Origin of the sequence: Roseateles sp., assembly GCF_039929605.1 — a bacterium.
GTDB lineage: Bacteria > Pseudomonadota > Gammaproteobacteria > Burkholderiales > Burkholderiaceae_C > Pelomonas.
The window spans coordinates 1-14,160 of the sequence record NZ_JBDSQX010000067.1 but is presented as its reverse complement, the minus strand read 5'-3'; the positions used below and the strand labels follow the sequence as shown (position 1 = coordinate 14,160).

Sequence of the window (14,160 nt, the reverse complement as noted above, 5' to 3'; positions counted from 1 at the left end):
CCCGACGTTGCACTGACCTCAAGGGCCGGCTCATGCCGGCCCTTTCTCGTGGCGCCGCTCCGCTTGTCGAGCACGACTCACCCTGCGACGATGCGCGCCCATGGCCAAATCCAAAGACCCGTCCGAGCCCAGTAGCGGCGAGCAGCGCCGCCTGCAGATGGCCGACATCGCGCGGCTGGCCGGCGTGTCGGTCTCCACCGTGTCGCGGGCGCTGAACGGCAGCGAGCTCGTCAACGCCGAGACCCGTCAGCGTGTGGCCGAGCTGGCACGCTCGCTGAACTACTCGATCAACTTCGGCGCGCGCAACCTGCGCCTGCAGGAGAACAAGACCATCGCCGTGGTGGTGCCCTACGACGCCAAGTCGCGCCAGCACATCTCCGACCCCTTCTTCCTGTCCATCGTCGGCTCCATCGCCGACGCGCTGACCGACCGCGGCTACGACATGCTGCTGTCGCGCGTCGACGCCGAGCACCTGGACCTGGCCTCGCACTGGTTCGATTCCGGCAAGGCCATCGGCGTCGTCGTCATCGGTCAGTGGCGCCACCACGACCAGCTCAACGACATGGCTGCGCGCAAGCTGCCGCTGGTCGTGTGGGGCGGCGAGATGCCGCAGCAGCTCTACTGCAGCGTCGGCGGCGACAACGCGCTCGGCGGCGCGCTGGCCACGCGCCATCTGCTCAAGCTCGGCCGGCGTCGCATCGCCTTCGTCGGTGACGCCAACTTGCCGGAGGTGTGGCTGCGCCGCCAGGGCTACGCCCAGGCCCTGCGCGAGGCCGGCCTGGCCGTGGACCCCACGCTGGAGCTGGCCGCGCCCTTCGAGCCCGGGGTTGCGACCGGCATCGTGCAGGCCTTCTGCGCCACGCGGCGCGACTTCGATGCCGTCGTCTGCTGCAGCGACGTGCTGGCTCTGCTGACCATGCAGGCCCTGCGCGCCGCCGGCCGCAGCGTGCCGGGCGATGTGGCGCTGGTTGGGTACGACGACATGCCCCTGGCCGCCTACTGCGACCCGCCGCTGACGACGGTGCACCAGCCGGTGGCCGAGGCCGGCGTCGAACTCGTCGAGGCGCTGCTTGGCCAACTGCGCGGAGAACGCGCGGGACCGCGCACGCTGCCGGTCTATCTGAAGCTGCGCGAGAGCGCGCCCGGCACGTCCTGACAGCCGCTTGCTGAGCGCCGCAGCGGCGCGGCGGGCTGGCTCCCGCCGCTTCGTTGGGCGATGAATATCGTTTGCAGTCTGTTCATACATGCATTGGTCATGTCTCTTGAATACGTGTTTCTACTAAACTGCAATCGATTGCAAAGCAATTGATGGCGACGCAGAATGACGGCACGGACGGCGCGCCGCACGACGCGCCGATCCGGCCCGCCCCGCAGAGGGCGCCCGAATCCCCACATCCCGGAGACACCATGCCCAGCCCCCGTCCGACCCGCGCCCGGTTCATTCCTTCCGCGTCACTGCAACCTCTGGCCGCCGCCGTGCTGCTTGCGCTGTTGAGTGCCACTGCCCAAGCTCAGCAAGCCCAGCAAGCTGCCGCCCCCGAGCCAGCTGACGGCCTCAAGCTCGATGCCGTCGTCGTCACCGGCACCTCGTCGGCCAAGTCCAAGATGCGTTCCAGCGTCGCCATCTCGACCATCGAGAGCGAAGGTGTTGCCGCCGTTACCGCTGCCAGTTCGGCCGACCTGTTGCGCGGCGTGCCCGGCATCCGCGCCGAGGCAAGCGGTGGCGAGTCCAATGCCAACGTCGCCGTGCGTGGCATTCCGGTCTCGGCCGGCGGCGCGCGCTACATCCAGTTCCAGGAAGACGGCCTGCCGGTGCTGCAGTTCGGCGACATCGCCTTTGCCACGCCCGACACCTGGATGCGCGCCGACGCCGGCTTCGAGCGTCTGGAGGTCGTGCGCGGCGGCTCGGCAGCGCTGCTGGCCACCGGCGCGCCGGGCGGCATCCTCAACTTCATCAGCAAGACCGGCCTGGAGCCCGGCGGCAGCCTGCAACTGACCAAGGGCCTGGACTACGACCACACCCGCCTCGACTTCGGCTACGGCGGCCGGCTGGCGCCCAAGACGCGCTTCTTCATCGGCGGCTTCTACCGCGCGGGCGACGGTGGCCGCAAGGGCGCGGACGGCACCGAGAACGGCGGCCAGGTGCGCGCCAACGTCACCTTCGAGCTGGAGGGCAAGAGCTTCGTGCGCTTCAGCCTCAAGCACCTGGATGACCACAGCCCCAGCTTCATGCCCACGCCGGTGAAGTACGTCAACGGCAACATCCAGGAGATCCCCGGCCTGGACCCGCGCCGCGCCGCCTTCTACGACGCCGCCTGGCCGCTGGACAACACGCTGACCGCCAACAACGGCCGCGCCACCAGCAATATCCGCGACGGCCTCAGCGCCAAGAGCGATGCCTTCGGCGCGGAGGTGGACCTGGACGCGGGCGGCGGCTTTCGCCTGCAGAACAAGTTCTCGTGGAGCAAGAACTCGGGCCGCTTCATCGGCATCTTCCCCGGCGACGATGTGAGCGCCGCGCCCGCCGGTACGACGCTCGCCACTGGCCCTGACGCCGGCGCGGCCTACACCGGCAACAAGTTCACCGCCGTCATCTTCAACACCCAGGTCGACAAAGCCGGCCTGATGGCCAACGACCTGAAGTTCTCACGCGAGTTCGACCTGGGCGGCGGCGGCAAGCTCAGCGCCGTGGCCGGCCTCTACACCTCGGTGCAGCAGCTCGACCTGACGTGGAACTTCAACCAGTACTCGTTGTCGGCCCAGCAGGACGGCGCCCGCGTGCTGAACGTGCCCGGCGTCGTCAACGGCGCGCCCGGCTTTGGCGGCTGCTGCAGCAACACGCAGGACAGCAAGTACACGACCAACGCGCCCTACGTCGTGCTCAACCTGGAGTCCGGCGCGCTGTCGGCCGACATCGGCCTGCGCCGCGACAACCAGAAGGCCAGCGGGGCCTACTACCAGTCCAACGCCGGCCTGGCCTATGACCTGACCCAACCCAACGCCATCGATTACGAGTTCGGCCGCACGTCCTATTCGCTGGGCGGCAACTACGCGCTGAGCAAGGATCTGTCCGTCTTCGCCCGCTACTCCGATGGCGCCGCCTACAACGCTGACCGCATCACCTTCTTCAACAACCCCGACCTGGTCAACGGCAAGAGCCCGACCATCCCGACCAACAAGGTCAAGCAGGCCGAAGTGGGCATCAAGATCCGCGGCGGTGGCATGAGCCTGTTCGCCACGCTCTTCCACGCCAAGACCGATGAGGTCAACGTCGACGTGACGACCGTCCCCATCGTTGCCCGCGAGAACAGCTACCGCAGCAATGGCCTGGAGCTGGAGGGTTCGGCGCGGTTGGGCGTCTTCAACGTCATCGGCGGCCTGACCTACACCAAGGCAAGCCAAGCCGACGGCCGCGCGCCCAAGCGCCAGGCCAAGGTCGTCTACCAGCTCACGCCCACGGCCAATATCGGCGACGCACTGACGGTCGGCGTCGGCATCGTCGGCACGACCAAGAGCCAGGACGATGGCCCGACCGGGCCGCTGACCATCACGCTGCCGGCCTACACCGTCGTCAACGCATTTGCCAGTTATGCGCTGAACGACCGCGTGACCCTCTCGCTGGCGGCCAACAACCTGCTCAACGAGCTGGCCTATACCGAGAGCAACGACGGTCGCGGCGCCGCGCGGGCTTACACGGGCCGCACGGTCAAGGCCTCGCTGCGGTACAGCTTCTGATGGTGCCCATCCTCGTGATGGGCGAGGCGCTGGTGGACGAGTTCCACGAAGGCGCGGTCGCCGGCGGCGCGCCCTTCAATGTGGCGCGCTCGCTGGCGGCGTTAGGTGCGCCGGTGCGCTTCATCAGTCGCATCGGCGCGGGCGACGCGGCCGGCCGGCTCGTGCTGGACAGTGCCCAGCGCTTCGGCCTCGCGGTCGACGCCGTGCAGCGCGATGTGACCCACGCCACGGGCCGCGTCAGCGTGCACGAGGATGGCAGCGGCGGCCACCGCTTCGAGATCCATGCCGATGCGGCCTGGGACCATCTCGAAGCGCCCGCGCCCTGCGACGCCGGCATCGTCTACTTCGGCAGCCTGGCCCAGCGCCACGCGGTGTCACGCGCGGCCATCCGCGCCACCGTCAAGCGTGCGTCGGCCTCGCGGCTGCTGGACCTCAACCTGCGCCCCGGCACCGACACGCCGGCGCTGGCCGCTGAAGTGCTGATGCTGGCCGACTGGGTCAAGCTGAACGAGGACGAACTGGCCCGCCTGCTCGCCTGGTTCGAGCCCACGCTGCCAGCGCTGATGGCGCGCTTCGCGCTGCAGCGCCTGGTGGTGACGCGCGGCGCCGCCGGCTACGCGCTGCATGGCGAGCAGGGCCAGATGTTGGCGATGGGGGAGGGCGTGGCCCAGCCCCACTTCGTCGACAGCGTCGGCGCGGGCGACGGCTTCACGGCCATGCTGCTGGCCGGCCTGTCACTGGGCCGCGACCTGGCTACCACCTTGGCCCTGGCCAACCGCTACGCCGCGATGATCTGCGGCGTGCGCGGCCCGCTGCCTGCTGATCCGACCTTGTTGGCCGCCTGGCGCGACGCGCTGCACGCGTTGCCGGCCGGTGAGTGAAATGAAGACCAAACAAAGCTACAGAGGCACAGAGGCACAGAGGCAGCGGGATGAAGGTCCCTCTGTGTCTCTGTGCCTCCGTGGCTGTGTTCTCTTGTCGGACGCTGCCTCGGTTTTCATGGGTCGCCGGTGCCGCAAACGCGCATTGGAAAGCTGACATGAACAAGCCCCATCTGTCCTTCTCCCAGATCGTGAACATGAATGTCGGCTTCCTCGGCATCCAGTTCAGCTTCGGCCTGCAGCAGGCCAACATGAGCCCGATCTACCAGATGCTCGGCGCCGACGGCAAGAGCCTGCCCTACCTCTGGCTGGCCGGCCCCATCACCGGCCTGCTGGTGCAGCCCCTCATCGGCGCCATGAGCGACCGCACGACCCACCGGCTGGGTCGGCGCACGCCTTACTTTCTGATTGGCGCGCTGCTGTGTTCACTGGGCCTGCTGGCCATGCCCTTCAGCCCCGCGCTGTGGTTCGCGGCCGGCCTGCTGTGGATCCTGGACGCGGCCAACAACGTGACCATGGAGCCCTACCGCGCCTACGTGTCGGATCGGCTGCCCGAGGAGCAGCACGCCAGCGGCTTCCTCATGCAGGCCTCGTTCACGGGCCTGGCGCAGACGCTGGCCTACCTGACGCCCAGCCTGCTCGTCTTCCTCGGCATGAACAAGGACGCGCTGGGCGCCAATGGCATCCCGGTGGTCACGACGCTGGCCTTCGTCATCGGCGCGCTGCTGTCGTTCACAACGGTCTGGTGGTCGGTGCGCAAGGTGCCTGAGCTGCCTTTGCCCGCCGAGGAGATCGCCCGGCTGCGCGCGCTGCCGCATGGCCTGGGCGCGACGCTGGCGGAGATCTGGGCCGCGCTGCGCGACATGCCCGCCACGATGCGCCGGCTGTGGTGGATGGCGCTGTTCCAGTGGTACGGAATGATGTGCTACTGGATCTACATCGTGCCCACGCTGGCGGCGACCATGTTCGGCACCGACGACCCGCACAGCGCCGGCTTTCGCGACGCGGCGCTGCTGAACGGTCAGGTCGGCGGCTTCTACAACGCCGTCGCCTTCGTCGCCGCCTTTGCCATGGTGCCCTTCACCAAGCGGTTAGGTGCGAAATGGGTTCACGCCTTTGCGCTCGCCTGCGCGGCAGCCGGCATGTGGGTGCTGCCTGGCATTCACGACAAGGCCTGGCTGTTCCTGCCCATGGTCGGCATCGGCCTGGCCTGGGGTTCCATCATGGGCAACCCCTATGTGCTGCTGGCCGGAAGCATCCCGCCCGAGCGCGCCGGCGTCTACATGGGCATCTTCAATATGTTCATCGTCATCCCCATGCTGATCCAGGCGGTAACCCTGCCGCTGTTCTACGACAGCCTGCTCGGTGGCCGCCCCGAAAACGTCATCCGTCTCGCCGGCGTGCTGCTGGCCCTGGCCGCCCTGTGCGTGCTGCGCGTCAAACCCCAATCATGAAAAACCAAGTCCAGCTCATCACCTACGTCGACCGCCTCGGCGGCCGGCGCGACGGCGCCGATCTTGCGCGGCTGAAGCGCCTGCTTGGCGAGGCCGGCTCGCCGCTGCAGGGCGTGTTCGGCGGCGTGCACCTGCTGCCCTTCTTCGATGCCATCGACGGCGCCGACGCCGGCTTCGACCCCATCGACCACAGGCAGGTCGACCCGCGCCTGGGCGGCTGGGCCGACATCAAGGCGCTGACCGACGACGTGGACGTGATGGCCGACGTCATCGTCAACCACATGTCTGCTGAATCGCCGCAGTTCCGCGACTACTCCGAGAAGGGCGAGGCCTCGGCCTATGCGGGCTTGTTCCTGACGCTGGACGCCGTCTTTCCTGACGGCGCAAATGAGCGGGACCTGCTGGCCGTCTACCGCCCACGCCCCGGCCTGCCGCTGACCTATGCCGCGCTGAAGAACGGCGAGCGCCGCATCCTGTGGACGACCTTCACCGCCGCGCAGGTCGACATCGCCGTGCGCCACCCCCAGGGCCGCGCCTACCTCGCCAGCATCCTGCAGACGCTGGCCGGCAACGGCATCCGCATGGTGCGGCTGGATGCTGTCGGCTACGCCATCAAGAAGGCCGGCGCCAGCTGCTTCATGATGGCCGAGACCTTCGACTTCATCGCCGAGTTCGCCGCCGAGGCACGGGCGCTGGGCATCGAAGTGCTGGTGGAGATCCATGCCTACTACCAGCGCCAGATCGAGATCGCGAAGCAGGTTGACTGGGTCTACGACTTCGCGCTGCCGCCGCTGGTGCTACACGCCTTCAACTTCCACACTGCAGCCGCGCTGAAGCGCTGGATCGCCGTGCGCCCGACCAACGCGCTGACCGTGCTCGACACGCATGACGGCATCGGCATCATCGACATCGGCGCCGACGCCAGCGACCGCGCGGCCCACCCCGGCCTGGTGCCGCCCGAGGAGCTGGACGCGCTGGTGGAACGCATCCACGCGGCCAGCGGCGGCCAGAGTCGCCAGGCCACCGGTGCTGCGGCCAGCAACCTCGACCTCTACCAGATCAACTGCACGTTCTTCGACGCCATGGGCCGCGACGAGACGGCCTACCTGCTGGCGCGCGCCATCCAGTTCTTCCTGCCCGGCGTGCCGCAGGTCTACTACGTCGGCCTGCTGGCCGGCCACAACGACATGGCGCTGCTGGCCCGCAGCCAGGTCGGCCGGGACATCAACCGCCATCACTACAGCGAGGACGAGATCGTCCGCGACTGCGAGCGCCCGGTCGTGCGCCGCCTCATCGAGTTGATCAAGCTGCGCAACCGCCACGCGGCCTTCGGTGGCGACTTCCGCGTCGAGCCCAGCGGCGACGACGAGCTGCATCTGCGCTGGCAGCGCGCCGGTGAATGGGCGGCCCTGCGCGTCAACTTCACCAGCCTCGCCTATGAGCTGAGCTTCAGTACGGCCGACGGCGGCCTGGACAGCCTCGTTTTCAGTTGAGCGTCGGCCTGGCGGCGGCTGTCGAAGCCGCTTCCATGCCGGCGTCCGCCCTCGCCCGCGTTCAGCGATGCGAGCTTGGTCGAGGAGTCATGAGTCAGCGCCAGCGCGCTGAGGTGCGCAGAGCGGCAGCCGCATCAGCATCTGTGTGCCCTGGCCGGGCGTGGACTTCACCTCGATCTGCCCGCCCAGCACATTGGTGACGATGCTGTGCACGATGTGCATGCCCAGGCCCGAGCCGCCGGTGCCGAGCTTGGTCGTGAAAAAGGGGTCGAAGATGCGCCGCCGCACCGACTCGTCCATGCCCCGGCCGTCGTCGCTGATGCTCAGTTCGGCCTCGGCCTCGTTGAGCGTCGCGCAGTGCACCGTCAAGCGGCCCTGCGCGAGGCCATCGAAGCCGTGCACCAGCGCGTTCATCAGCAGGTTGGTCAGCACCTGGCCCAGCGCGCCCGGATAGCTGTTCATCATCAGGCGCGGGCTGAGGTCGGTCTGGATGACAAAGGGCGTTTTCTTGAAGCTGGGCTCGACCATCACGAGCACGTCCTCCACCACCTTGCGCAGGTCGAAGTCGCGGCGCATGTCGTTGGTCTGGTCGACGGCCACCTGCTTGAAGTCGCGCACCAGGTCGGCGGCTTTCTGCACATTGCGCTGCAGGATGTCCTGGCCGCGCCGCGTGTCGCGGGCGAGTTCTTCCAGCGTGCTGCGGCGCAACTGCACGCCGCCCGAGAGCATGTTCTCCAGTTGCTTGTAGCGGTCGTCCAGCGCCGACACGACGGTCAGCGCATTGCCCAGCGGCGTGTTCAGCTCATGCGCCACGCCCGCCACCAGCCGGCCCAGTGACGCCAGCTTCTCGGACTCCACCAGTTCGCGCTGCGCCGTCTGCAGCGTCTCCAGTGCCTGGGACAGCTCGGCGTTGCTGGCCGTCAGCTCAGCCGTGCGTTGGGTCACCGTCTCTTCCAGATTGAGGTTGTGCTGGCGCAGTGCCTCGAAGGCCGACAGCAGCGCCTGGCGCATGCGGTCCATCGCCACGCCCACCCGCGCAATCTCGTCGGCGCCGCTGACGTGCAGCGGCTGCTCCAGCCGCCCGGCGGCCAGGGCCTCGGCCGCGCCGGTCAGCTCGGTCATCGGCCGCAACACGTAGCGCTGCAGCACCCACAGCATCAGCACCAGGGACAGGGTCAGCGTGAGGCCGCTGCGCCAGACAGTGCGCCAGACCTCGGCGCGCTTGGCCCGCAACAGCGGAGCGGCCGTCATGGTGATGGTGAGCCGGGCGATCTCGCGGCCATCGCGCAGGATGGCGCGCGTCTGGCTCAGCGTCAGTGCGGCGTCGTCGGCCTCCTGGCGGCGCTCGAAGGACAGGAAGGGCGCCGATGACGCCGGCTCCACCACCTTGACGGCGACGAAGCGCGAGTCATCCACCTGCGCCTTGACCATGGGCTCGGCGAGGTCGGGCGAGACCTGCCAGACCGGCTCGGCCAGCGACAACGACATGACCTTGCTGGTGCGTGCCAGGTCTCGCTTCAGGTCCTCCATCGCCGTCTCGCGGGCTGCCTGGACGTCGTAGAGCAGCACGGCGGTGGTGGGCAGCAACAGGCCCAGCAGCAGCGCCAGTACGACGGCGAAGGTCAGCGAGTTGCGCTGCCAGCCGAACATGTGAGGCGTTGGCGTGAGCGAGGGCATGGAGGGCGGTGCGGGGCGGTCCGGCATGTTGGGCTCGCGCGGGTGGGCACGGCAGGCCGGCGCAGTGTAGGTCGGTGGAAACCGGCCGGAATGCGCATGCGGCGTGCGCAAGGCCGGGTTTTTCCTGGGGGAACGGGGCTGCTGTGCACGGGGGGGCTGGCCCCACAATCCGCCGCCAGCGCACCGCAAAGGCGCAGCTCAGGAGAACAAAAGTGAAGCGTTGGGTTGGCTTGACGGTGGGGCTCGTGGCCTGCATCGGGATGGGAAGCGCCTTGGCGCAAAGCGCGCTGCGCATCGGCATGGTGGCGGGCTTTTCCGGCCCGGTCGCCGCCGTCGTGCAGGAGAGCGCCGAGGGCGCGCGCCTGTACTTCGATTCGGTCAATGCCCAGGGCGGCATCAAGGGCCAGAACATCGAGCTTGTCACGCTGGACGACAAGTACGACAACGCCACGGCTGCGGCTCAGGCCAAGTCCCTGGCCAGCCAGGGCGTGCTCGCGCTGATGCTCAGCCGCGGCACCGGGCCGACCGAGGCCATGCTGCCGGTGCTGAAGGAAAACAAGCTGGCCCTCGTCGCGCCCGCCACCGGCGCGATCAGCTTGCATGAGCCGGTGCAGCCCTACGTGTTCCACCTGCGCGCCAGCTACCAGCAGGAAGCCGAGCGCGCCGTCAAGCACCTGGCCGGCATCGGCGTCAAGCGCATCACCATCGTGCAGGTGAACGACCCCTTCGGCAACGACGCCGGCAAGGGGGCGATTAAGGGTCTTGACGACCTCAAGCTGCGCGCCCTGTCCAACCTGCGCTTCGACCGCAACAAGCCCGACCTCGCGCCGACCATGCAGGCCATCGCCAAGGCCGGCATCGAGGCGGTCGTGTTGATCGGTCCGTCCTATGCCGTCGTCGAGGGCGTGCAAGCGCTGCGCGCAGCCGGCTCGACGGCTCACGTTGCGACGCTGTCCAACAACGCCTCGGCCGACTTCGTGAAGGCGCTCGGCGAACATGGCCGCGGCGTCGTCGTGACCCAGCTCTTCCCCTACGAGCGCTCGACCGCCAACCTGATGGTGCGCGAGGCCCTGAGCCTGGCCAAGTCCTCCGGCCGCAACGAACTGACGCCGGCCCACATCGAAGGCTTTGCCGCCGCCAAGCTCGTTGTGGAAGCGCTCAGGCGCGCCGGCAAGGACACCACGCGCGACGGCTTCCTCAAGGCACTGGATGGCGCCCGCATCGACCTCGGCGGCCTGCAGGTGCACTACACCGAGAAGGAGCACAGCGGCCTGGAGTACACCGACGTGTCCATCGTTGGCGAGGACGGCAAGTTCAGGAGATAGCTCACCCCCTACGGCCTGACGGCCGCCCCCTTCGAGGGGGCACTGCCAGCGGCCCGGCAAAGCCGGTTCCGCGGCAGTCGCGCGATGATGCGGCGTGCTGCGCACGCCGCAGTCAAGTCGAGGAGTCGTTATGGATCTGGGATTGAACGGCCGCTGGGCGCTGGTCTGCGCGGCGAGCAAGGGCCTCGGCCGCGGCTGCGCCGAGGCGCTGGTGGGCGAGGGCGTCAACGTCGTCATCACGGCGCGCGGCGAAGCGGATCTGCTCGCTGCGGCCGAGGCGCTGAGGGCGCTCAACCCGGCCGTCGAGGTGCGCACCGTGGCCGGCGACATCGCCACGGCCGAGGGTCGCACCGCTGCACTCGCCGCCTGCCCGCAGGTCGACATCCTCATCAACAACGCCGGCGGCCCGCCACCTGGGGACTTCCGCGACTGGGGCCGCGAGCAATGGCTGGCCGCGCTGGAGGCCAACATGCTCACGCCCATCGACCTCATCAAGGCCACGGTGGACGCGATGGCAGCGCGCGGCTTCGGGCGCATCGTCAACATCACCTCCGGCGCCGTGAAGGCGCCCATCGACGTGCTGGGTCTTTCCAACGGCGCCCGCTCCGGCCTGACCGGCTTCGTTGCCGGCCTGGCCCGCCAGCCGCGCCTGGCTGGCGCCAACGTGACGATCAACAACCTGCTGCCCGGTGCCTTCGACACCGACCGGTTGAAGAAGACGATGGCGGCAGGCGCGGCCAAGACGGGCGCGAGCGTCGACGACTTTGCCGCCAAACGCCGTGCGGCCATCCCTGCACAGCGCTTCGGCACTGCCGCCGAGTTCGGTGCCCTCTGCGCCATGCTGTGCAGCGTCCATGCGAGCTATCTGACGGGTCAGAACATCCTGCTCGACGGCGGGAGCTATCCAGGAGCCTTCTGATGCGGTTGCTCAAGCGCGTCCTCCTCGGCCTGCTGCTGCTCGTGGGCTTGCTGGCCCTTGCGCTGTGGCTGGCGCTGCGCGCCAGCCTCGCTCAGCTCGACGGCGACCGCACGGTAGCGGCCTTCAGCGCGCCAGCCGAGGCGCAGCGCGATGCGCGGGGCTACGCCACCATCACCGCAGAGAACCGCCCGGACGTGGCGCGGGCCCTCGGCTTCGTGCATGCGCAGGAGCGCTTCTTCCAGATGGACCTGATGCGGCGCAACGCGGCCGGCGAGCTGTCGGCACTGGTGGGGCCCAAGGCCGTGCCGCTGGACAAGGCCCGCCGCCTGCACCGCTTCCGCCACCGCGCTGAAGTAGGCGTTGCTGCGATGCCGGCCGAGGAACGCGCGCTGCTGGACGCCTATGTGAGCGGCGTCAACGCCGGTCTCGACGCCCTCGGCGCCCGCCCGCCCGAGTACCTGCTGCTGCGCCAGGCGCCCAAGCCCTGGGTGGCTGCCGACACGCTGCTCGTCGCCTACGGCATGTACCTGAACCTGCAGGGCGCCCAGGGCCGCGACGACGTCGCCATGGGCCTGCTGCATGACGCCGTTCCGGCCGACTGGTATGCCTTCCTGACCCAGCACAGCGCTGACTGGCAGGCCGCCATAGACGACAGCCGCGTGGCCGCCGCGCCGCTGCCGCCCGGCCCGCTACCCGAGGCGCTGCGCACCGTGAAGACGGCCTGTAGCGACTGCAGCCTGCAGGACTCACGCGACCTCGGCAGCAACAACTTCGCCGTGGCCGCTGCGCACGGTGCCGACGGGCACGCCATCCTTGCCGACGACATGCACCTTGAGCTGCGTTCGCCCGGTACCTGGTTCAAGGCGCGCATGAAGTGGAAGGACGCCGCCGGCGCCCACGACATCGCCGGCGCCACGCTGCCCGGCACGCCCATGCTCATCGTCGGCAGCAATGGCCGCGTGGCCTGGGGTTTCACGAACACGACGTCGGACTGGGCCGATGTCGTCACGCTCAAGCTCAACACGGCCGGCACGCACTATCTGGCGGGCGGCGTCGAGAAGCCGTTGAAGCGCAGTACCGAGCGCATCGAGATCGCCGGCCAGCCGGCGGTCGACCAGGAAGTGCTGGAGAGCGAGTGGGGGCCGGTGATGCCGCTGCCAGCTGCCAAGGGCCATGCCTACGCGCTGCGCTGGGTCGCGCACGATGTGGCGGGCATGAACCTGCGCCTCATGCAGATGGAGGCGGCCGGCAGCGTCGACGACGCGCTGCGCGTTGCCGCCGGCACGGGCATGCCGCACCAAAACCTGCTGGTGGCTGACGCGACCGGCCGCATCGCCTGGACCGTCATCGGCGCGATCCCGAAGCGCGTGGGCGGTGAAGACATCGACCGCCCGCAGGACTGGAGCGATGGCCGCTCGCGCTGGCAGGGTTACCTGACGGCCGCCGAGCAGCCGAAACTTGTCGACCCGGCCGACGGGCGGCTCTGGACGGCCAACTCCCGCATGATCGGCGGCGAGGCGATGAAGATGCTCGGCAACGGCGGCTGGGACCTCGGCGCCCGCGGCCAGCAGATCCGCGACGACCTGCGCGCTAAAGCCACCTTCGACGAGGCCGGCCTGCAGGCCATCCAGCTCGACCATCGCGCGCTGTTCTTGCAACACTGGCGCCAGCTGCTGCTGGACAAGGTGCTGACGCCCGACTTCGTCGCCGCCAACGGCCTGGCCGACTACCGCGCCGAGGTCGACAAGAGTGCCGATGCGGCGCGGCCCGATGCGGTCGGCTATCTGCTCGTGCGCACCTTTCGCGAGCAGGCGCTGATGCAGGTCTTCGCGCCGCTGGCCGGGCTGATGGAGGCCCAGGGCATGAAGCTGCGCGACCTGAAGCTGGTGCCGGAGACGCCGGGCTGGGCGCTCATCCAGGCCGCGCGGCCCGACACCTTGCCGGGCGCCTACAAAAGCTGGCCCGAGCTGCTGCAGCGCGCCGTGCTGGACAGCCGCAAGGAACTCGTCGCCAAGCATGGCAGCCTCGCCGCTGCGACCTGGGGCGCCGACAACCCCACCAGCATTCGCCACCCGCTCAGCGCCGCCGTGCCGGCGCTGTCACGCTGGCTGGACCAGGCCTCGCAAGGCATGGCCGGCGACGCCCACATGCCGCGCGTGCACAACCACGGCCACGGCCAGAGCGAGCGCATGGTCGTCTCGCCCGGCCACGAGGAGAAGGGCCTGCTCGTCATCCCGGGTGGCCAGAGCGGCCATCCGATGTCACCCTTCTACCGCGCCGACCACACCACCTGGCTGGCCGGCGAGGCGCTGCCCTTCCTGCCCGGTGAGGCAGCGCATCGGCTGGTGCTGCGCCCCTGATCCAGGCGACACAGGCCCCTCTGGGCTGAGGATGATCGCGGGGGTGCCCTTAGGAGGCTGTCGGGCTTTGGGTCGGGTGCGCGTTGGGCCTGCAAGGGGGCTCAGCCTAGGCGCAAAGCGGAGCTGGGCCAGGTGCCCAGCGAGCATTTGCAACGACGGATCAGCCCCCTTGCAGGCCCAACCCGCAGGGCCGGGGAGATTTGCGAGGCGATTCGGCGTTGCCGACTCGTTGTGGGGGTAGATCCCACGCCTCGCCGGCGCCTTGCCTCGCCCCGCAACTCACCCCGGCGCGCACCCGACCCAAAGCCCGACAGCC

The 14,160-nt window shown here is 69.1% G+C and carries 9 protein-coding genes; 8 read left to right on the top strand and 1 reads right to left on the bottom strand.

The genetic code is table 11. The features are described from left to right. Positions 1 to 100: 100 nt before the first annotated feature. From ABIS05_RS09355 to gtfA, 5 genes are all read left to right on the top strand, one after another. Positions 101 to 1,156 carry a LacI family DNA-binding transcriptional regulator gene (locus ABIS05_RS09355; RefSeq protein ID WP_348009316.1) on the top strand — a complete coding sequence of 352 codons (1,056 nt, stop codon included), beginning with the start codon at positions 101 to 103 and terminating at the stop codon, positions 1,154 to 1,156. Positions 1,157 to 1,407: 251 nt separating this feature from the next. Then, the gene (locus ABIS05_RS09350; RefSeq protein WP_348009315.1) at positions 1,408 to 3,735 is read left to right on the top strand and encodes a TonB-dependent receptor domain-containing protein; all 2,328 of its coding nucleotides are present in this window, start codon (positions 1,408 to 1,410) and stop codon (positions 3,733 to 3,735) included. Then, entirely contained in the window at positions 3,735 to 4,616 is an 882-nt protein-coding gene (locus ABIS05_RS09345; protein ID WP_348009314.1) for a PfkB family carbohydrate kinase, read from the top strand. Before ABIS05_RS09350 ends, ABIS05_RS09345 begins: the two co-directional genes overlap by 1 nt. Positions 4,617 to 4,774: 158 nt before the next feature. Next, a complete protein-coding gene (locus ABIS05_RS09340) occupies positions 4,775 to 6,070 on the top strand; it encodes an MFS transporter (protein WP_348009313.1) in 1,296 nt (431 codons plus the stop codon). Further along, entirely contained in the window at positions 6,067 to 7,563 is a 1,497-nt protein-coding gene (gene gtfA, locus ABIS05_RS09335) for a sucrose phosphorylase (protein ID WP_348009312.1), read from the top strand. The genes ABIS05_RS09340 and gtfA overlap by 4 nt, the downstream gene beginning before the upstream one ends. Before the next feature lie 87 nt (positions 7,564 to 7,650). Here the strand turns inward: gtfA and ABIS05_RS09330 are convergent, their stop codons facing one another. Further along, the gene (locus ABIS05_RS09330; protein ID WP_348009311.1) at positions 7,651 to 9,267 is read right to left on the bottom strand and encodes a HAMP domain-containing sensor histidine kinase; all 1,617 of its coding nucleotides are present in this window, start codon (positions 9,265 to 9,267) and stop codon (positions 7,651 to 7,653) included. Between the two features lie 185 nt (positions 9,268 to 9,452). Between ABIS05_RS09330 and ABIS05_RS09325 the strand changes: the two genes are divergently transcribed. The 3 genes from ABIS05_RS09325 (at position 9,453) to ABIS05_RS09315 (ending at position 13,844) form a co-directional block, all read left to right on the top strand. Further along, complete coding sequence (locus ABIS05_RS09325; RefSeq protein WP_348009310.1) at positions 9,453 to 10,565, top strand: ABC transporter substrate-binding protein; 1,113 nt, start codon at positions 9,453 to 9,455, stop codon at positions 10,563 to 10,565. Between the two features lie 130 nt (positions 10,566 to 10,695). Beyond that, entirely contained in the window at positions 10,696 to 11,484 is a 789-nt protein-coding gene (locus ABIS05_RS09320) for an SDR family oxidoreductase (RefSeq protein WP_348009309.1), read from the top strand. Continuing rightward, positions 11,484 to 13,844, top strand: a complete 2,361-nt coding sequence (locus tag ABIS05_RS09315; RefSeq protein WP_348009308.1) for a penicillin acylase family protein — start codon at positions 11,484 to 11,486, stop codon at positions 13,842 to 13,844. Before ABIS05_RS09320 ends, ABIS05_RS09315 begins: the two co-directional genes overlap by 1 nt. The last annotated feature ends 316 nt before the right edge of the window (positions 13,845 to 14,160 follow it).